The sequence below is a fragment of the Streptomyces sp. UW30 genome, assembly GCF_008042075.1.
Taxonomy (GTDB): Bacteria; Actinomycetota; Actinomycetes; order Streptomycetales; family Streptomycetaceae; genus Streptomyces.
The window spans coordinates 1-19052 of sequence record NZ_RDBN01000031.1 but is presented as its reverse complement, the minus strand read 5'-3'; the positions used below and the strand labels follow the sequence as shown (position 1 = coordinate 19052).

The 19052-nt window shown below is 69.9% G+C and carries 17 protein-coding genes; 5 read left to right on the top strand and 12 right to left on the bottom strand.

Going from position 1 to position 19052, the window contains the following annotated elements; translation table 11 throughout:
• Nucleotides 1-4: 4 nt before the first annotated feature.
• Complete coding sequence (locus EAO75_RS15095; protein WP_261989302.1) at nt 5-637, top strand: hypothetical protein; 633 nt, start codon at nt 5-7, stop codon at nt 635-637.
• Nucleotides 638-1149: 512 nt separating this feature from the next.
• Nucleotides 1150-1356: a DUF5999 family protein gene (locus EAO75_RS15090; protein WP_147995577.1), complete on the top strand. Its 207-nt coding sequence runs from the start codon at nt 1150-1152 to the stop codon at nt 1354-1356.
• A gap of 224 nt (nt 1357-1580) precedes the next feature.
• Here the strand turns inward: EAO75_RS15090 and EAO75_RS15085 are convergent, their stop codons facing one another.
• The 5 genes from EAO75_RS15085 to EAO75_RS15065 form a co-directional block, all read right to left on the bottom strand.
• Nucleotides 1581-2411, bottom strand: coding sequence for a carbohydrate ABC transporter permease (locus EAO75_RS15085; RefSeq protein WP_147995576.1), 831 nt, complete (start codon nt 2409-2411; stop codon nt 1581-1583).
• Complete coding sequence (locus EAO75_RS15080; RefSeq protein WP_147995575.1) at nt 2408-3406, bottom strand: carbohydrate ABC transporter permease; 999 nt, start codon at nt 3404-3406, stop codon at nt 2408-2410. The genes EAO75_RS15085 and EAO75_RS15080 overlap by 4 nt, the downstream gene beginning before the upstream one ends.
• A gap of 6 nt (nt 3407-3412) precedes the next feature.
• Nucleotides 3413-4708 carry an extracellular solute-binding protein gene (locus tag EAO75_RS15075; protein ID WP_147995582.1) on the bottom strand — a complete coding sequence of 432 codons (1296 nt, stop codon included), beginning with the start codon at nt 4706-4708 and terminating at the stop codon, nt 3413-3415.
• Nucleotides 4709-5023: 315 nt separating this feature from the next.
• A complete protein-coding gene (lysA, locus tag EAO75_RS15070; RefSeq protein WP_147995574.1) occupies nt 5024-6358 on the bottom strand; it encodes a diaminopimelate decarboxylase in 1335 nt (444 codons plus the stop codon).
• Between the two features lie 13 nt (nt 6359-6371).
• The gene (locus tag EAO75_RS15065; protein ID WP_147995573.1) at nt 6372-6818 is read right to left on the bottom strand and encodes an SAV_915 family protein; all 447 of its coding nucleotides are present in this window, start codon (nt 6816-6818) and stop codon (nt 6372-6374) included.
• Nucleotides 6819-7153: 335 nt separating this feature from the next.
• On the opposite strand from EAO75_RS15065, the gene EAO75_RS15060 reads away from it, so the two are divergent.
• Nucleotides 7154-7717, top strand: a complete 564-nt coding sequence (locus EAO75_RS15060) for a universal stress protein (protein ID WP_147995572.1) — start codon at nt 7154-7156, stop codon at nt 7715-7717.
• Nucleotides 7718-7754: 37 nt separating this feature from the next.
• Here EAO75_RS15060 and EAO75_RS15055 read toward each other — a convergent pair whose 3' ends face one another.
• The 7 genes from EAO75_RS15055 to EAO75_RS15020 form a co-directional block, all read right to left on the bottom strand.
• Nucleotides 7755-10316: a DUF4118 domain-containing protein gene (locus EAO75_RS15055; RefSeq protein WP_147995571.1), complete on the bottom strand. Its 2562-nt coding sequence runs from the start codon at nt 10314-10316 to the stop codon at nt 7755-7757.
• A 2-nt stretch (nt 10317-10318) separates the two neighbouring features.
• Nucleotides 10319-11002 carry a response regulator gene (locus EAO75_RS15050; RefSeq protein WP_147995570.1) on the bottom strand — a complete coding sequence of 228 codons (684 nt, stop codon included), beginning with the start codon at nt 11000-11002 and terminating at the stop codon, nt 10319-10321.
• A 109-nt stretch (nt 11003-11111) separates the two neighbouring features.
• Complete coding sequence (locus tag EAO75_RS15045; protein ID WP_147995569.1) at nt 11112-11780, bottom strand: potassium-transporting ATPase subunit C; 669 nt, start codon at nt 11778-11780, stop codon at nt 11112-11114.
• A gap of 6 nt (nt 11781-11786) precedes the next feature.
• Nucleotides 11787-13919 (bottom strand): potassium-transporting ATPase subunit KdpB, encoded by a 2133-nt coding sequence (gene kdpB / locus EAO75_RS15040; RefSeq protein ID WP_187284449.1) that lies wholly within the window; start codon nt 13917-13919, stop codon nt 11787-11789.
• Complete coding sequence (kdpA, locus tag EAO75_RS15035; protein WP_147995568.1) at nt 13919-15580, bottom strand: potassium-transporting ATPase subunit KdpA; 1662 nt, start codon at nt 15578-15580, stop codon at nt 13919-13921. The genes kdpB and kdpA overlap by 1 nt, the downstream gene beginning before the upstream one ends.
• Nucleotides 15581-15588: 8 nt before the next feature.
• Nucleotides 15589-15678, bottom strand: a complete 90-nt coding sequence (gene kdpF, locus EAO75_RS15030; RefSeq protein ID WP_016434100.1) for a K(+)-transporting ATPase subunit F — start codon at nt 15676-15678, stop codon at nt 15589-15591.
• Nucleotides 15679-15919: 241 nt separating this feature from the next.
• Nucleotides 15920-17761 (bottom strand): APC family permease, encoded by a 1842-nt coding sequence (locus tag EAO75_RS15020; protein ID WP_147995566.1) that lies wholly within the window; start codon nt 17759-17761, stop codon nt 15920-15922.
• A 263-nt stretch (nt 17762-18024) separates the two neighbouring features.
• On the opposite strand from EAO75_RS15020, the gene EAO75_RS15015 reads away from it, so the two are divergent.
• Both EAO75_RS15015 and EAO75_RS15010 read left to right on the top strand, forming a co-directional pair.
• Nucleotides 18025-18588 (top strand): hypothetical protein, encoded by a 564-nt coding sequence (locus EAO75_RS15015; RefSeq protein ID WP_261989301.1) that lies wholly within the window; start codon nt 18025-18027, stop codon nt 18586-18588.
• A gap of 278 nt (nt 18589-18866) precedes the next feature.
• Nucleotides 18867-19052, top strand: a 186-nt coding sequence (locus EAO75_RS15010) for a hypothetical protein (RefSeq protein WP_147995565.1), incomplete at its 3' end; no start/stop codon positions are given.

The following is a 19052-nucleotide window of genomic DNA, read 5'->3' as shown; positions in this document are numbered from 1 at the left end:
GTTCGTGAGCCGTCCGAAACTGCACAGTGCACCATGCCCGCTGAATGTSCCMCCGGCTCCCGCGCCCGCACTTCGCTCCGTCCTCACCGCCCTCGGCTCACCCACCGCCGTCCGCGAGGCCCGAACGCCCTCCCTGCGCGCCGCCCAGGGGCCCGCCACACCCGAACTGCCGTTGCCCGTCCACGTCCTGGACGAGATCACCCCGGCGGGCGTGTCCGCGACGCGGCTGGCCGGCTGGCGCTTCCTGATCCGGTGCGGCGACCGCGCGGTGGCCGCGGCCGAGACCCGGCTGACCCCCGACGGCTGGGCGTTCTCGCACTTCTTCGAGGGCCCCTACATCGCCTCGACCGAGCGGGCCCTGCGCCAGGCGGAGAGCATCGCGCAGCCCTACCAGCCCCGGCTGCTGTCACTCCCGAGCCTCTACATGCTCGCGCTCTGGCTGCACGGCGACTGCACCGCGGACGGCGCCACCGGCCATCCCGACGCCGCGGACATGCTCGTACCGCTGGCCCCGGCCCCGCCCGGCATCGCGGCCCACGTGCCGCACCGGGTCGCCGAACTGCTCCCGGTGCTCACCCACCGGGCGACCCCGGCCCCGCTGCCGCCCCTGCCTCCGCTACTCGGCTCCCCCGCCTGACGGCACCACGGCGCGAACGCACGCGTACCCCGCCACCCGGAATGGGCGGCGGGGTACGCCTGTGTTCGACGATGGAATTGGGGGTGCAGGGGATTAGGCTCGTATCGGACAACAGGAAACTCGCTCGCACGAGCCATAAAGCTCTCGTACGAGCAATTGAACGCTCGCCTGAGCATCAAAAGGCGCTACGGCGAGGAAAGCATCGCTCGCACGAGCGGGAATGCGCTCGAACGAGCCCCTCCGCACCCCCGGCCCGCATGGACTAGCCCCATCCGACCACTGCGAACCATCCGAAGTGACAGTGCAGTTGGGATGAACCGTCCGCGCGGGTGATGCGTCATCAACCTGTGAGAAAGCGGTGCTGCGAAATCCCTGCGGATTGACGCCCGTGGGGCAACACTGGGTTCCGACCGACTTATCACAACGGGGGAGCGGCCATGAACGAGGCTTCACGCCGCGAGACAGACAAGACAGCCACCTCACAGATCACAACAGAGCGAAAGATCCCATCCATGTGCCAGCACCAGCAACCGTGCCCTTCAGCCGACTCCGCCGACCGGGAATCCGCCCGTCTCCTGGCGCACCACCCGGAGCAGGGATGGAGCCTGCTGTGCAACGGCGTTCTGCTGTTCGAGGACACCGGTGAGCTCCTGCCCGACGGCCAGATCATCGCCCCGCACCGTCCGCTGGGCACCGGCAAGGTGATGACCGCCGCGTAGCGCTTCGCCGGCGGACAACGCCGGTAGGGCCCTGCACCACCGGGCGGCTCGACGGACGCCCGGCGTACTCCGAGGGGCCGGTCGCAGACTCTTACTGCGAGCCGGCCCCGATGTGTGTCCGGCGGTGGTCACTCACCGTAGTTCTCCATGCGCCGGGGGACAGTGGCGACCTACTTCAGTGCCTGCACGCCTCGGTCGGATCCGGAGGTTGTCCTCCAGCGTGGTCAACCCTTGGTCGCGCCGGCGGTGAGGCCGCCGACGAGCTGGCGCTCGGCGACCGAGTAGAACGCGAGGGCGGGGACCATGGCCAGCACCAGGTAGGCGAAGACGCGGGCGTAGTCCGCGGAGTACTGGCCCTGGAACTGCTGGACGCCGATGGGGATGGTCCACCACGTGGAGTCGGTGAACACCAGCAGCGGCAGGAAGAAGTTGTTCCAGCTGGTGACGACGGCGAGGACCGATACTGTGCCGAGCGCAGGCCGCGCCATGGGCAGCAGCACCCGCCAGAAGAACCCGAAGGAGCTGCATCCGTCGAGCGTGGCCGCCTCCTCCAACTCGCCCGGGATGTCCCGGAAGAAGCCGCGCAGGATGATGATGGTCATCGGCAGCCCGAAGGCGGCCTGCGGGAGGATCACGCCGAGCGGGTTGTCCAGCAGTYCCATGGAGCGCAGCAGCAGGAACAGGGGCAGGGCCGCCACCGCGAAGGGGAACATCAGCCCCATCGTGAACAGGGTGAACAGGGTCTCGCGTCCCCGGAAGGCGAATCGCGCGAAGGAGAACGCCGAGAGCGCGGAGACCGCCACGACGAGGACGGTCGTACCGATCGCGATCAGGGTGCTGTTGCCGATCAGCCGCCAGAAGTCCCCCGAGCCGAGGATGTCCGTGTAGTTGCCGGTCACCCAGGACTCCGGCAGCCCGACCGGGTTGCGGGAGAGTTCGTCGGTGGATTTGAAGCCGGACAGCACGGCGTACAGCAGCGGCACGACCATCACCGCGCCGACCACGACGAGGATCACGTGCAGCGGCAGGCTCTTCCTGCCGGACCTGGCCGTCACTTGACGCCTCCCCGCATCGTCGTGGTGGCTCCTTCGAGGTCGCGGCGGAGCACGAACCGCTGGTAGGCGAGGGCGAAGACGAGGCTGATGCCGAACATGGCCACGCTGATCGCGCTGGCGTAGCCGACCTGGYAGCGCTTGAAGCCGTACTGGAACATGGTCACGGCCATCGTCTCGGAGTGGTGGTCGGGGCCGCCCGCGGTGGTCACCCAGACCAGGTCGAAGAGCTGGATGGACCCGATCACGGACAGGAACACGCTGATCCGCAGGGTGGGCGCGAGCAGGGGCAGGGTGACGCTGCGCAAGCGCTGCCAGGCGTTCGCACCGTCGATGAGCGCGGCCTCGGTCAACTCGGCCGGGACGGCCTGGAGTCCGGCCAGGTAGAGCATCATGTGGAAGCCGAAGTACTTCCAGGTCATGACCAGGAACAGGGTGGCCATGACGGTCGACGGGTCGGCGAACCACTCGCCGCCGAGCCCGTCGAGGCCGATCCCGCCCAGGATCCGGTCGGCGAGGCCGTCGTCGGGGGCGAAGATCATGCCGAACAGGACGCCGGTGATGGCCTCGGACAGGACGTACGGCCCGAAGAACAGCATCCGGTAGAAGGCCCGGCCGCGCAGTTTCTGGTTGAGCAGGACGGCCATGGCGAGCGCGAACGGCAGCTGGATCGCGAGCGACAGCAGGACCAGGACCAGGCAGCGCCACAGGTCGCCGAGGAAGACGGGGTCCTGGAAGAGCCGGGTGAAGTTGTCGGCGCCGATGTAGTCGGACGGCATCCCGAAGCCGCCCCAGCGGAAGAAGGCCGCGTACAGCGCGAACAGCATCGGCAGCAGCACCAGGACCAGGAAGAGCAGCAGGGCCGGCACCTGGAAGCCGACCGCGGTGAGCCAGTGCAGCGCGCGCCGCCGGGCCCGCCCCCGGGCCGTGCCGGCGGGCGGGGGCGGGAGTTCGACGCCGGGGCCGGTCCGCTTGTCCGGCAGGAACGTGGAGGTCATCGCCGGCTACTGCTCTTCCTTCGCGGTCTTCGTGATCGACTCGGCGACCTGCTGCGGGGACTTGGACCCGGCGATGAGCGCGCCGACGCTGTCGTTGACCTCCTGGCCGACGGCGGGAGCGTAAGCCTGGTCCAGATAGAGCTGGAAGCCGGTGGCGGCCTTCAACTGTGCCTGAACGGCCTTGATGTTGGGGTCGGTGATGGCGCTCTCGGCGGCCGGGACGACCGGGAGGGCGCCGGTCTTCTTGACCAGTTCCACGTCCGTGGCCTCGGAGGCGAAGAACTTCAGGAAGTCGACGGCGGCTTGCGGGGCTCCGCTGCGCAGGGCGTGTCCGCCGCCCCCGCCGAAGACCTCGGTGATCGTGCCCTTGCCGCCCTCGACCGCGGGGAACGGGAAGAAGCCGAGGTCGTCGCCGAGGCCCTTGCCGGCGTCGGCCTGGACGACCGGGGCCCACTGGCCCATGAGCTCCATCGCCGCCTTGCCGTTACCGACGCTCGCGGCCTGGCCGGTGGGGCTGGAGTAGGCGGCGCCGAGGAAGCCCTTCTGGAACGGCTGGAGGTCGACGAGCTCCTGGAGGTGCTGTCCGGCCTGGACGAAGGGGTCGCCGGTGAAGTCCTTGTCGTCGTACGCCTTCTGGAGGGCCGAGGCGCCGGCGGTGCGCATCGAGAGGTAGGCCCAGTAGTACATGCCGGGCCACTTCTCCTTGCCCGCGAGGGCGAGCGGCGTGGTGCCCTTCGCCTTCAACTTCCGTACGGCGTCGAGGAAGGCGCCCCAGGTGGTCGGCGGCTCGGTGATGCCCGCGTCCTGGAAGAGCGCCTTGTTGTACCAGAAGCCGATCATGCCGATGTCGAACGGGATGCCGTACACCTTCTCGTCGAGGAGGTACGGCTCCTTCGCGACCGGCAGCAGGCCGTCGGCGAAGTCCTTGGTCCGGTCGGTGAGGTCATCGACGAGTCCGGCGTCGACCTGCTGCTTCAGGACGCCACCGCCCCAGGTGTGGAAGATGTCGGGCAGCTTCCCGGAGGCGGTCAGGGCCGTCATCTTCGATTTGTAGGCGTCGTTCTCCAACTGGACGATCTTCACCTTGACCTTGGGGTTCTGGGCCTCGAACTTCTTGGCCAGCGCAGCCCAGACGCCCTTGGTCGGCTCGGTGGTGGAGATGTTCCACCACTCGATGGTGGTCGTGCCGTCCGACGACCCTCCACCCGAGTCTCCGCCGCAGCCGCTCAGTGCCGTCATGCCCACACCGGCCGCGGCGGAGACCGCCAGGAAGCCGCGGCGGGACAGTCCCGGGTAGCCCATCATGCGCTCCTTGGGTACGGGACGGTTCGTCCATGACCGCCCATCAGTTTCGAAACTTTCGAAGACGATTCAGAAAGGTTCGTTGCTGCCGCACCCTAGAGACAGCTTCCAAACGGTGACAACCCCTTGTACGCGGTGAATCTCCCGTCGGTGCAATACCTTCTGATGTCACCGAGGATGCAGGCGAAACATTCGGCCTGCCTGGCGAACATTACGGAGTGGACGGTGAGGGGTGAGAAGGGCCCGGAAACGCCGCACCTCCGGACGAGGGCCGGGCCGTGCCTCGTCCGGAGGTGGTTCGGATCGCGGCGTCGGCTACAGGCCCACGTCGCGGCTGCGGATGTCGTCCAAGGACTCGCGGCGGACCAGGAGGCGGGCGAGGCCGTCGTGCACAGCGACCAGGGGCGGGCGGCCGACCAGGTTGTAGCCGGAGGCCATGGACAGGTGGTAGGCGCCGGCCGCCGGAATGGCGAGCAGGTCTCCGGGGCGGATGTCGTCGGGGAGTTCGACGTCGGCGGCGAGGATGTCGCCCGCCTCGCAGTGCCGGCCCACCACGGTCACCGGGGCCGGGGCGGCGGTGCTGTGCCTGCCGACCAGGCGGGGCGCATAGCGCACCCCGTACAGCGCGGGCCGGGGGTTGTCGCTCATGCCGCCGTCCACAGCGATGTAGGTGTGCGCGCCGGTCTGCTTCACGGACAGGACGTGGTAGAGCGCGATGCCCGCCGGACCTGCGATGGCACGGCCCGGCTCGATGATGAGGCGGGGCACGGTGAGCCCGGCGGCCGTGCAGGCCTCGGCCAGTTCGGCACGCACCTTGCGGGCGAGCGCGGTCAGGTCCAGGGCGGGTTCGCCCGGGCGGTAGGCGATGCCGTGGCCGCCGCCCAGGTCGAGTTCGCGCAGCACCAGTCCGTGCTGCTCGTACAGCCGGGCCATCAGGCCGACCATGCGGCGTACGGCGGAGAGGTAGGGCTTGACGCTGGTGATCTGCGAGCCCAAGTGGCAATGCAGGCCGGTCAGTTCGAGCTGCGGCTGGTCCAGTATCCGGGCGATGGCGTGCTGCGCGTAGCCGTCCGAGATGGACAGGCCGAACTTCTGGTCCTCGGTGCCGGTGCGGATCTTCTCGTGGCCGCCGGCGCTGACGCCGGGCACGACGCGGACCATCACCTTCTGATGTCCGTCGGGGCCGACCGCGGCGGCCAGCCGGGCGATCTCGGAGGGGCTGTCGATCACGATGCGGCCGACCCCGAGGCGCAGCGCGGTATCGAGGTCGCGCGGGGACTTGGCGTTGCCGTGCAGCACGATCCTGTCCGGCGGGAAGCCGGTGGTGACCGCGAGCTCCAGCTCGCCGGCCGAGCAGACGTCCAGGCCCAGGCCCTCCTCGTCCACCCAGTGGATCATCGCCCGGCACAGGAACGCCTTGGCCGCGTACAGGACTTCGGCCTCGGGGAAGGCGTGCCGGTAGGTGCGGCAGCGCTCGCGGACCTCGTCCTCGTCGATGACGTAGACGGGGGTGCCGAAGCGGTCGGCGATCTCGGCGAGCGGCACACCGGCGACGGTGATCTCGCCCCCGCGCGGCTCGACGGCCGAGGCCGGCCACACGGACAGAGCACCGGCCGCGTTGGTCACCGCGGGTTCGTGAACGGTGGTCATCGTGCGATCCCCCTCAGCCGATCCACATCGCGAGCACGGAGACGAGCGCCGCCGCGCCTGTCACGCGCAGCGCTCCCACGGCCTGGGGATCCCAGGCACCTTCACGGAAACGGGGACCGGAGTGCGGTCGGCCGTGGTCCGCCGCGGACGGCCCGGTCGGGGACGTCGGGGCCGGAGCCGGGGCGCAGAACTGGGGGTCCACCGTGACGGTGGTGACGCCGAGCGGCGCGGTCAGGGAGCGCAGGGCCGGCTCGGCGAGGCGGATCCAGGGCTGGTCGGCACCGAGGGTCGCGGTCAGCTTCCGCCGGGAGGTGAACCCCACGGCCGTGCGGTCACCGATGGGCGTACGGAAGAGGCGGGCCGCGCAGGAGGACTGTCCCGGCCGGACCGGAACGTACAGGGGGCCGGCCGGGAACCGTTCAGAGGGCTCCGGGTCTTCGTCGGACAGGATCTTTGCCATGGGGGCCTCCGGAAGGATTCCGAGGTGGATCGTCGGGTCGCTTGTCGGCCCCGGACGCGGGGAGGCGGACCGGGGCTTGCCATCGACGCTATGCCCGGTGCCCCGGGGTTCCGCATCGCTCATGACGCGATGCTGACGTGAATCGGCCGGACGCTGACGGGATGCTGACACCGGGCCCGGCGGTCCGGGACGAGCGCCGTCAGAGGTGCGCCAAGAAGTGCCGTCCGGGCTGGCTGCGGGGCTGTGGCGGGAGTGTCATGGAAAGGCCCGTCGAGGGTCTCCCCGCGGGAGGAAGAACCCGCGAAAGAATGACGCGAAAGCAGAACGGTGGAGTCATGTCTGGTTCCGACGGCCGCGTGAGCCCACGGGTCGTGGTGGGCGTGAGCGGCTCGCTGGGCAGCCTCACCGCGCTCGCCCGGGGCGCCGAGGAGGCGCGGCGGCGCGGYGCCGAGCTCTGGCCGGTGCTGGCGTGGCAGCCGCCGGGCGGSGASSTCSCCGCCCGSCGGGGTCCGGGGGCGAGCCTGCTGACCGACGAATGGCAGCGGCTGGCGCGGGAGCGGCTGGTCGGCGTCCTGAAGGACGCCCTGGGCGACACCGGCCCCGGAGTATGGATGTACGCCCTGGTCGCGCAGGGTAGTCCGGGCCTGGCCCTGGTGGAGGTCGCCGACCGCGAGGACGACATCCTCGTCGTCGGCGCCGGCCGCCGCAGCCTCTGGCACCGCGCCTGCTGCCGCTCGGTGACCCGCTACTGCCTCGCCCACGCGACCTGCCCGGTTCTGGCGGTACCGCCGTCCCCGCTGGAGTCGGAGCTGGCCGCCGTGCACCGCCGCAACGTCTGGCGACTGGGGCTGGACACCAGGGAGTTGGCGGGCCGGACGGTGCCGCCGGAGGGGGCGTGACGAGCGAGCGCCACCGCCAGGACCGGTTGACGACCTGTCACGACATGGCCGCGGCCGGCACCTCCGGCTCGCCGGGATCGTCCGACTCCCCCGGCCTGCGCTCCTGCGCCATCCGCAGGCTCAGCACCATCGTGAGACCGCCGCCGGGTGTGTCCTCCGCGGTGATCGTGCCGCCCATCGCGTCGGCGAAGCCGCGGGCGACGGCCAGGCCGAGTCCGACTCCCGCGCCGCGCGGGGCGTCGCCGTAGCGCTGGAAGGGCTCGAAGATGCGTTCCTTGGCCTCGTCGGGCACACCCCGCCCGCGGTCGACCACCCGGACCTCGACCCGGTCGCGGATGGCGCTCGCGGAGACCAGCACGGGCTCGTCCTGGGGGCTGTACTTGACGGCGTTCTCGACGACGTTGGCAACGACCCGCTCCAGCAGGCCCTTGTCCACGCTGACCATCGGCAGCGTCTCAGGGATGTCCAGCTCCACGCTTCCCTCCGGCACCCCGCCCAGCGCCATCGGCACCACCTCGTCCAGGTCGACCTCCCGGATCAGCGGCGTGACCGTGCCGGTCTGGAGGCGCGACATGTCGAGCAGGTTGCCGACGAGGAGGTCGAGCCGGTCGGCGCCCTCCTCGATGGCCTGGAGGAGCTCGGCCTCGTCCTCCTCCGACCAGGCCACGTCGTCGGACCGCAGCGAGGAGACGGATGCCTTTATCCCCGCGAGGGGCGTGCGCAGATCGTGGCTGACGGCGGCCAGCAGCGCCGTACGGATGCGGTTGCCCTCGGCCAGCTCCTTGGCCCGGTCCGCCTCGCGCCGCAGCCGCTGGCGGTCCAGGACGACCGCGGACTGCGCGGCGAACGCGGCCAGCACCCGGCGGTCCTCGGCGGGCAGCACCCGGCCGGTCAGCGCGAGCGCCATGTGGTCGCCGACCGGCACGTCCACGTCGGCGTCGTCGGGGTCCTGGCAGGGCCGGGAGCCCACACTGCCGGCGCAGGTCCRCGGGTCGACGTCGCTCTCGCGCTCCAGCAGCGCCACGGAGTCCATGCCGAAGGTCTCGCGGACCCGCTCCAGCAGTGCCTCCAGGCTGGTCTCGCCGCGCAGCACGTTCCCGGCGAGGAAGGACAGGATCTCCGACTCGGCGCGCAGGCGGTTGGCCTGGTGGGTGCGGCGGGCGGCGAGGTCCACCACGGAGGCCACGGACACCGCAACCCCGACGAAGATCGCGATGGCGACGATGTTCTTCGGGTCGGCGATGGTCAGCGTGTGGACAGGCGGGGTGAAGAACCAGTTCAGCAGCAGTGAGCCCACCACCGCGGAGGCCAGCGCCGGCAGCAGGCCGCCGAGGAGCGCCGAGGCCACCGTCAGCGACAGGTACAGCAACATGTCGTTGGCGAGGCCGACTTCGGGCGCGACATGCGTCAGCAGCGCGGTGAGGACGGCCGGGCCGAGCACACCGACCAGCCAGCCCCAGATGATCCGCGACCGGCCGAGGCGCGCGCTGCGGGGCACGGGAAGTCCGCGCCCCTTGCCCGCCTCGTCGTGGGTGATGAGGTGGACGTCGAGGTCGGGTCCCGAGTCCCGGGCGACCGTGGCGCCGACGCCGGGTCCGAAGACGTACTGCCAGCTCTTGCGGCGCGAGACGCCGAGCACGATCTGGGTGGCGTTCACGCCGCGTGCGAAGTCCAGCAGGGCCACGGGGATGTCGTCGCCGACGACGTGGTGGAAGGTGCCGCCGAGGTCCTCCACCAGCCCGCGCTGCACGGCGAGTTCCTTCGGCGACGAGGACGTCAGACCGTCGCTGCGGGCGATGTACACGGCGAGCACCTCACCGCCGGCGCCCTTCTCCGCGAGCCGCGCGGCCCGGCGGATCAGGGTGCGCCCCTCCGGACCGCCGGTCAGGCCGACGACGATGCGCTCGCGCGAGCCCCAGATCGTCGAGACCTCGTGCTCGCTGCGGTAGGCGTTGAGGTATTCGTCGACCCGGTCGGCCACCCACAGCAGCGCCAACTCCCGTAGCGCGGTGAGGTTTCCGGGCCGGAAGTAGTTGGACAGGGCCGCGTCGACCTTGTCCGACTTGTAGATGTTGCCGTGCGCCATCCGCCGCCGTAGCGCCTGGGGCGACATGTCGACCAGCTCCACCTGGTCGRCGCGGCGTACGACCTCGTCGGGGACGGTCTCCTGCTGCCGTACCCCGGTGATGGACTCGACGACATCGCCCAGCGACTCCAGGTGCTGGATGTTGACCGTCGATATGACGTCGATGCCGGCGGCGAGGAGTTCCTCGACGTCCTGCCAGCGCTTGGCGTTGCGGGAGCCGGGGATGTTGGTGTGGGCCAGCTCGTCCACCAGCGCCACCTTGGGGCGCCGGGCCAGGACGGCGTCGATGTCCATCTCCGTGAAGGAGGTGTCCCGGTACTCCAGGTCCCTCCGCCGTATCTGCTCCAGGCCGTGCAGCATCACCTCGGTGCGCGGCCGGTCGTGGTGCTCCACGAAGGCGACGACGCAGTCGGTGCCGCGCTCCACCCGCCGGTGCGCCTCGGACAGCATCGCGTACGTCTTGCCGACGCCCGGTGCCGCACCGAGGTAGATCCGAAGTTTGCCGCGTGCCATGTTCACCCTTCGAAGCGGTAACCCATGCCGGGTTCGGTGATCAGATAGCGGGGGTGCGAGGGGTCGGCTTCCAGCTTGCGGCGCAACTGCGCCATGTAGACCCTCAGGTAGTTGGTCTTGCTGCTCTGGGAGACCCCCCAGACCTCCTGGAGCAGGTACTTCTGGGTGACGAGCCGGCCGGGACTGGTGACCAGGATCTCCAGCAGATGCCATTCCGTCGGTGTGAGCCGTACGTCCCGGCCGCCGCGGGCGACCTTCTTCGCCCGCAGGTCGATGGTGAACTCGTCCGTCTCCACGAGCGTCGTCTCTGGGGCGAGCGGAGTGTCCTCGCTGCGTCGGACGGCGGCCCGCAGCCGCGCCATCAGCTCGTCCATGCTGAACGGCTTGGTGACGTAGTCGTCGGCCCCGGCGTCGAGGGCGACGACCTTCTCGTCGGACGCCTGACGTGCCGACAGCACCAGGATCGGTACGCGGGTCCAGCCGCGCAGGGCCTTGATGACGTCGACGCCGTCCATGTCGGGGAGACCGAGGTCGAGCATGACGACGTCGGGCTGGCGTGCGGCCGCGATTCTGAGCGCTGTGGCACCGTCGGGGGCCGCGTCCACGCCGTACTTGCGTGCCTGCATGTTGATCACGAGGGCCCGCACCAGCTGCGGGTCGTCCTCCACCACCAGCACCCGGGTCATGGGTGTACGCCTTCCTGTCCTGCACGTCGGCAACCGGCTTCACGGCGGCGGGAGTCGGCGGAACCGGAGGTGCCCGGCCGCCGACTCCCGCTCGGGTCGCGTAACGCCATCAGCTCTTGGCCACGAGTTCCTTGAGCGCGATGTTGAGCTCCAGGACGTTCACGCGCGGCTCGCCCATGAAGCCGAGGGTGCGGCCGTCGGTGTGCTCGTCGACCAGCTTCTGCACCTGGCCGGCGGACAGGCCGTTCTTCTCGGCGACCCGGTGGACCTGGATGTCCGCGTAACTCGGGGAGATGTTCGGGTCCAGGCCGGAACCGGAGGACGTCACCGCGTCGGCGGGCACCTGGGACGGCTTGACCTTGTAGCCGGCGGTCGAGTTGTCCTTGACCACGGCGGCCTTGGCGTCCTTCACCCACTGGATGAGCTCTTCGTTGTCGCCGGACCGGTTGGTCGCGCCGGACAGGATGAGCTTGTACTGGGTGTTGACGCTGTTGGCGCCGAGGCCGTTCTGCGGGCGGCCCTGGAACCACTTCAGGTCGGGCGCCGGGGTCTCCTCGCCCTTCTTCAGCGGCAGGTTGTAGGCCTGGCCGATCAGGGAGGAGCCGACGACCTTGCCGTCCGCCTTGATCTCGGAGCCGTTCGCCTTGTTGCTGAACAGCCCCTGCGCGATGCCGGTGACGACCAGCGGGTAGATGACACCGGTCACCAGGGTCAGCACGAGGAGGGCACGCAGGCCCGCCCCGAGCAACCGGGCCGTGTTCGATACGGAGTTGTTCATGATGGATCAACCGATCCCGGGGATGAGAGAGATGAGCAGGTCGATGATCTTGATGCCGATGAAGGGCGCGATCAGGCCGCCCAGACCGTAGATGGTCAGGTTGCGGCGCAGCATCTTGTCGGCGCTGACCGGCCGGTACTGCACGCCCTTCAGGGACAGCGGCACCAGCGCGATGATGATCAGCGCGTTGAAGATGACCGCGGACAGGATCGCGGAGTCCGGCGAGGACAGGTTCATGACGTTGAGCTTGTCCAGGCCCGGGTAGACGACCGCGAACAGCGCCGGGATGATCGCGAAGTACTTCGCGACGTCGTTGGCGATGGAGAACGTGGTCAGCGCACCGCGCGTGATCAGCAACTGCTTGCCGAYCTCGACGATCTCGATCAGCTTGGTCGGGTTGGAGTCGAGGTCGACCATGTTGCCGGCCTCCTTGGCGGCCGACGTACCGGTGTTCATGGCCACGCCGACGTCGGCCTGCGCGAGCGCGGGCGCGTCGTTCGTACCGTCGCCGGTCATCGCGACGAGCTTGCCGCCCGCCTGCTCCCGCTKGATGAGTGCCATCTTGTCCTCGGGAGTCGCCTCCGCGAGGAAGTCGTCGACGCCCGCCTCGTCGGCGATCGCCTTGGCGGTCAGCGGGTTGTCACCCGTGATCATGACGGTCTTGATGCCCATGCGGCGCAGTTCCTCGAACCGCTCCCGCATGCCGTCCTTGACGACGTCCTTGAGGTGGATGACGCCCAGGATGCGAGCGCCCTCGGCGTCCTCCACGGCGACCAGCAGCGGGGTGCCGCCGGCTTCCGAGATGCGGTTGGCGATCGTGTCCGCGTCGTCGGCGACGGTGCCGCCGCGCTCCTGCACCCAGGCGATGACCGAACCGGCCGCGCCCTTGCGGATCTTGCGCCCGTCGACGTCCACGCCGGACATCCGGGTCTGCGCGGTGAACGCGATCCACTCGGCGCCCGCCAACTCACCCTGGTGACGCTCGCGCAGCCCGTACTTCTCCTTCGCCAGGACGACGATGGAGCGGCCCTCGGGCGTCTCGTCGGCCAACGACGACAGCTGGGCGGCGTCCGCGACCTCGGCCTCGGTGGCACCCGCGACCGGGGCGAACTCCGCGGCCTGGCGGTTGCCGAGCGTGATGGTGCCGGTCTTGTCGAGCAGCAGCGTGGAGACGTCACCGGCGGCCTCGACCGCGCGGCCGGACATCGCCAGGACGTTGCGCTGGACCAGGCGGTCCATGCCCGCGATGCCGATCGCGGAGAGCAGGGCGCCGATCGTGGTCGGGATCAGACAGACCAGCAGGGCGACCAGCACGACCATCGTCAGGTGCGTGCCCGCGTAGTCCGCCAGCGGCGGCAGCGTGGCGCAGGCCAGCAGGAAGACGATCGTCAGCGAGGCCAGCAGGATGTTCAGCGCGATCTCGTTCGGCGTCTTCTGCCGGGCCGCGCCCTCGACCAGGTTGATCATCCGGTCGATGAAGGTCTCGCCGGGCTTCGTCGTGATCTTGATGACGATGCGGTCGGAGAGGACCTTCGTACCGCCGGTGACCGCCGAGCGGTCGCCGCCGGACTCGCGGATGACCGGGGCCGACTCACCGGTGATGGCCGACTCGTCGACGGAGGCCACGCCTTCGACGACGTCGCCGTCACCGGGGATGATGTCGCCGGCCTCGCAGACGACCAGGTCGCCGATCTTCAGCTCGGTGCCCGGCACACGCTCCTCGACGGAACCGTTGAGCCTGCGGGCCACCGTGTCGGTCTTGGCTTTGCGCAGGGTGTCGGCCTGGGCCTTGCCGCGGCCCTCGGCGACGGCCTCCGCCAGGTTGGCGAAGATCACCGTCAGCCACAGCCAGGCGCTGATCGTCCAGCCGAACCAGTCGCCCGGSTCCTTGAAGGAGAAGGCCGTCGTCAGCACGGAGCCGACSRRSACCACGAACAKSACGGGSGACTTGACCATCACCCGSGGGTCGAGCTTGCGGAAGGCGTCCGGCAGCGACYTGAGCAGCTGCTTCGGGTCGAAGAGGCCCGCGCCCACACGGCCCTCGGGGGTCTTGTGACCGGTGGGCACGTCGCTGTGCGGCGCCCGGGTCGGGGTGGCTGWGGACATGGAGTCCTCTTGCTTCTCGATGCGAGTGGTCATCACGCCAGCCCCTCGGCCAGCGGCCCGAGCGCGAGGGCCGGGAAGTACGTCAGACCGGTGATGATGATGATCGTGCCGACGAGCAGACCCGTGTACAGGGGCTTGTCGGTGCGCAGGGTGCCCGCGGTCGCCGGCACCGGCTTCTGCTCGGCGAGCGAGCCGGCCAGCGCCAGCACGAACACCATCGGCACGAAGCGGCCGAGCAGCATGCACAGGCCCAGCGTGCTGTTGAACCACTGCGTGTCCGCGTTCAGACCGGCGAAGGCCGAGCCGTTGTTGTTGGAGGCGGACGTGTAGGCGTACAGGATCTCGGAGAATCCGTGCGCCCCGCTGTTGGTCATCGAGTTGACCGGGGTGGGCAGGGCCATCGCGAAGGCGGTGAAGACGAGCACCAGCGCCGGCGTGACCAGGATGTAGCAGGCGGCCAGCTTGATCTCGCGGGAGCCGATCTTCTTGCCCAGGTACTCGGGCGTACGGCCGACCATCAGACCGGCGATGAACACCGCGATGATCGCCATGATCAGCATGCCGTAGAGGCCGGAGCCGGTACCGCCGGGCGCGATCTCGCCCAGCATCATGCCGAGCATGGTGATGCCGCCGCCGAGGYCGGTGAAGGACGAGTGGAAGGAGTCCACCGCACCGGTCGAGGTGAGGGTGGTCGCCGTCGCGAAGATCGACGAGCCGCCGACGCCGAAGCGGACCTCCTTGCCCTCGTACGCCCCGCCCGCGATCTCGAACGCCGGGCCGTGGTGGGCGAACTCGGTCCACATCATCAGGGCGGTGAAGCCGAGCCAGATGGTGGCCATCGTGGCGAGGATCGCGTAGCCCTGCTTGACCGAGCCGACCATGATGCCGAAGGTGCGGGTCAGCGCGAACGGGATGACGAGGATCAGGAAGATCTCGAAGAGGTTCGAGAACGGGGTGGGGTTCTCGAAGGGGTGGGCGCTGTTGGCGTTGAAGTAGCCGCCACCGTTGGTGCCCAGCTCCTTGATGGCCTCCTGCGAGGCGACCGYGCCGCCGTTCCACTGCTGCTGGCCGCCCATGAACTGCCCGACCTCGTGGATACCGGAGAAGTTCTGGATGGCGCCGCACGCGACCAGGACGACCGCGGCGACGGCCGCGATCGGGACCAGGATGCGGATGGTGCCGCGCACCAGGTCGGCCCAGAAGTTGCCCAGCTCACCGGTGCGCGAGCGCGAGAACCCGCGCACCAGCGCCACGGCGACGGCGATGCCGACGGCCGCGGAGACGAAGTTCTGCACGGCCAGACCGGCGGTCTGCACGACGTGGCCCATGGCCTGCTCGCCGTAGTACGACTGCCAGTTGGTGTTGCTCACGAAGGACGCGGCGGTGTTGAACGCCTGGTCCGGGTCGATGGCGGAGAAGCCGAGCGAACCGGGCAGCACGCCCTGGAACCGCTGGAGCAGGTAGAGGAACAGGACACCGACGGCGGAGAAGGCGAGGACGCCGCGCAGGTAGGCGGTCCAGCGCATCTCGGTGTCGGGGTTGGCACCGATGCCCTTGTAGATCCACTTCTCGACACGCCAGTGCTTGTCGGAGGAGTAGACCTTGGCCATGTAGTTGCCAAGCGGGATGTAGGCGAGCGCCAGTGCTGCGATCAGGGCGAGCAACTGGAGCACGCCGGCAAGTACGGGACCCATTTCTTGTCTCAGAACCTCTCCGGGAAGATCAGGGCGAGGACGAGATAGCCCAGCAGGGCGACGGCCACGACGAGGCCGACGATGTTCTCGGCGGTCACAGCTTGGTCACCCCCTTGGCGACGAGAGCCACCAGTGCGAAGCACGCGATCGTGGTGACGACGAAGGCCAGATCGGCCATCGTGAACTCCTGGAGTGAGGTTCGTTGGACAGGGACGCTTCGAGGAAACAGCCTTCGTGGCCGGATTCGAGCGCCGTTGACGGCTCCCTTACGGCCCACTGCGCGCCTTTGACGGAACTCTTACGGCGACACGATCGCCGCAGGTCAAAGGCGCGCCGGGATCAGGACAAGCGGAACCGCAGCCGGCAGATCACCGCGTCGGTCTCCTTGCGGACGGCGTGCGCGACGACCGCGCCCCGCTGGTTCTGCAGCAGCCGCTGCCACAGCCGCTCCGGCTCGGTCTCCGGGATCAGCACGGTGACCCGGGTGGCGGGCTCGGCGGCCATGACGTCACGGACGTAGGCGGCGATGGGGCGCCCCAGACTGCGCCGCTCGCAGGTCAGCCGGATCAGTGGCACCCCCGGGTCCCAGTCGGCCCAGGAGCGCTCCAGGGAGTGCAGAGCGGCCCGGTCCTCGGGGTCGGGGTAGCAGACGGTGACGGCCCGGACCTCGTCGCCCAGGGACGCGGCGGCGGTCAGCGCCTCCGAGGTGAGCCGGGAGAGGGTGGACACGGGGACGATCACGACCGAGCGGTCGCGATGCGGGTGCTCGGGGATACGGCCGAGGCCGAGACGCTCGCCGATGCGGGTGTAGGCGCGGTGCACGGTCTCGAAGGCCATGACGAGCACGGGGAGGGCGATCACGATCAGCCAGGCGCCCTCCCCGAACTTGCTCGCGGTGACGACGACGGCCGAGACGCCGGTCAGCAGCCCGCCGAAGCCGTTGAGCAGCGCCTTGCCGCGCCACCCCGCCCCGCGCTCGATGAGCCAGTGCCGGACCATGCCGACCTGCGCGATGGTGAAGCCGACGAAGACGCCGATGGCGAAGAGCGGCACGAGGGTGTTGGTGTCGCCGCCCGAGAAGACGATCAGCGCGGCGGAGACTGCGGTCAGCGCCAGCACGCCGTGCCGGTGCACCTGCCGGTCGGCCTTCAGGGCGAACACGTGCGGCAGGTAGTTGTCGCGGGCGAGCAGCTTCAGCAGCACGGGCAGGCCGCCGAAGGAGGTGTTCGCGGAGAGGGCCAGCAGGACCATGGTCGCGAACTGGATGACGTAGAACGCCCAGTTGTGGCCGAGCGAGGCATCCGCGAGCTGGGCGAGGACGGTGACGCCCTCGACCGGCTGGAGATGGAAGCGGGAGATCAGCACCGACAGGCCGATCAGCATCACGCCGAGCACGGCGCCGAGCGCGATCTCCGCGCGCTGGGCACGCTTGGCGCGCGGGACGCGGAAGGAGGGGACGGCGTTGGCGATGGCCTCGACGCCGGTCAGGGCGGCACACCCGGAGGCGAAGGCCTTCAGCAGGAGCAGGGCGCCGATGCTGGTGGCGTTGTCGGAGAGGACCGAGGCGTGCCCGGCCGCGGTCGCGGTACTGACCGGCTCGGACCGGAACAGACCCACGGCTATCAGCACGAAGATCGAGCCGACAAACACGACCGTCGGCACGATGAACGCCTTCGCCGACTCCACGATGCCCCGCAGGTTGACGGCCGTGACCAGCGCGAGCACGGCCAGGCACAGCCACAGCCGGTCGTCGTAGAGCGCCGGGAAGGCGGAGGTCAGGGCGGCCACACCGGCGGTGACGGCGACGGCGACGTTGAGGACGTAGTCCAGGACGAGCGAGGCCGCCGCCACCAGGCTCGTGCGCTTGCCCAGGTGCGTCTTGGCCACGGCGTAGGAGCCGCCGCCGTCCGGGAAGGCCGCGATCACCTGCCGGTACGAGGCGACCAGCACCGCCAGCAGCGCGGCGATGGCGAGGGTGACCGGGAGCGTGAAGCCGAGGCCGTGGGCGCCGGCCGCGGCCAGCACCAGGACGATCGCCTCGGGCCCGTAGGCCACGGACGCCATGGCGTCGAGGGACAGGGCGGCCAGGCCCGTGACGGCGGTGAGCCGGTGCCGTTCGCCGGTATCCGGCGGTTCCTCGTCGGCGGGGGTCGCCCCGGGCGCGGTGGTCAGGACGGACATGGGATGCGTGCTCCTTCGTACGGACGAGCCGTCACACGCGAGGGGCGCGGATGACTGACCAAGGTTCTGTCCGCAACCGGCCGTTCCCGACCGCTCCTTGCGCTTTCTTCGCGCCGAAGCGGCCGTCCTTGACACCACCTTGACGCGCGTGTGACGCGCACAACGGCACGGGTCGCTGCGACGGCGTCAAGAACCGTCCGGCGTCCGTCAGAGTCCCATCAAGGTGCGTTGTTCCGGCTCGCGCGATCCCTAGCGTCGGTCGTATGGAACACCGCAACGACGCGCGCGACGACGACCTGATCGGGCAACCGGCCGCCGGTCCGCTGGAAGAGGCGGCGTACGACCGCCGCTGGGCACGCGATCTGTTCGACTCGGTCCGCTGCGCCGCCGTGCTGCTGGGGCTGCTGTTCCTGATCGACTGGGGCGCGGGCTCCCTCACCGACCAGCGGGCCGCGCTGTGGCTCACGCTGGCGGTCCTGCTCTTCGTGGTGCTCTGTCCGGCACAGGTCTCGGCCGGCGAGGGCTGGCTGGCCTCCCGCCGGCTACTGCGTATCCGGCGCGTGCGCACCGACCTTCTGGTGTCGGTGCGCTGCCTGGACGGTGTCGCCCAACGGCTGGTGCTCCGGGACGTCTTCGGCCACCGCGTCGAGATCGACCCCCAGGTCCTCGTCGGCAACCCGGACCTGTGGCACCGCCTCTACGAGGACGCCCACACGTCTCTGGACCGCGGAACCCTGACCTGCGGGGAGACCGTGCTGCGGCGCGTGGCGGAGCGGATCGACCGCGAGAACGCGGCGACGGTGTTCAAGGTCTCCGGGCTGGAGTAGCCGACGGCCCGCGGCCATCGGCGCCTTGAGGTACGCAGGCTCGCCGGGCGCGGCTGCATCCCGGCGATCAGTATGTCCAGGCCGCCCCGACGGCCGGCACCCGCCACTCGTTCGTCCGGAACGCCGCGTGCACCGAGCGCCCGTCCAGCAGATCACCATGCGCTGCGAACGTCGGCCAAGTTCCGTGCGGAAAAGCGGAGTTGACGTCACGTCACCACACTGAACGACTCGATGGGCGGACCGGTTCCGGTATGCGCGGGACCGCGCGTCGGGACCCCGTGAGGAGCATCGGACACGCGCGCCGCCGTACGCTCTCCAAAGCCCGGCTCATCGCCGGACCCGTCGCGGGACTGGTGCTGCCGGTGCTGCTCACCCTCGTCCTCACACAGCTGCGCGGCACCCTGAACCTGACCAGCGAGGCTCTGCTGTTCCTGCTCGCGGTGGTGGGTGTGGCCTGCATAGGC

Bases quoted from the DNA above. Each gene is read 5' to 3' on its own strand.
- EAO75_RS15090 (WP_147995577.1), top strand. From the start codon at position 1,150: ATGTGCCAGCACCAGCAACCGTGCCCTTCAGCCGACTCCGCCGACCGG.
- EAO75_RS15075 (WP_147995582.1), bottom strand. From the start codon at position 4,708: ATGGGCTACCCGGGACTGTCCCGCCGCGGCTTCCTGGCGGTCTCCGCC.
- lysA (WP_147995574.1), bottom strand. From the start codon at position 6,358: ATGACCACCGTTCACGAACCCGCGGTGACCAACGCGGCCGGTGCTCTG.
- EAO75_RS15065 (WP_147995573.1), bottom strand. From the start codon at position 6,818: ATGGCAAAGATCCTGTCCGACGAAGACCCGGAGCCCTCTGAACGGTTC.
- EAO75_RS15050 (WP_147995570.1), bottom strand. From the start codon at position 11,002: ATGACCCGGGTGCTGGTGGTGGAGGACGACCCGCAGCTGGTGCGGGCC.
- EAO75_RS15045 (WP_147995569.1), bottom strand. From the start codon at position 11,780: ATGAACAACTCCGTATCGAACACGGCCCGGTTGCTCGGGGCGGGCCTG.
- EAO75_RS15020 (WP_147995566.1), bottom strand. From the start codon at position 17,761: ATGTCCGTCCTGACCACCGCGCCCGGGGCGACCCCCGCCGACGAGGAA.
- EAO75_RS15015 (WP_261989301.1), top strand. From the start codon at position 18,025: ATGGAACACCGCAACGACGCGCGCGACGACGACCTGATCGGGCAACCG.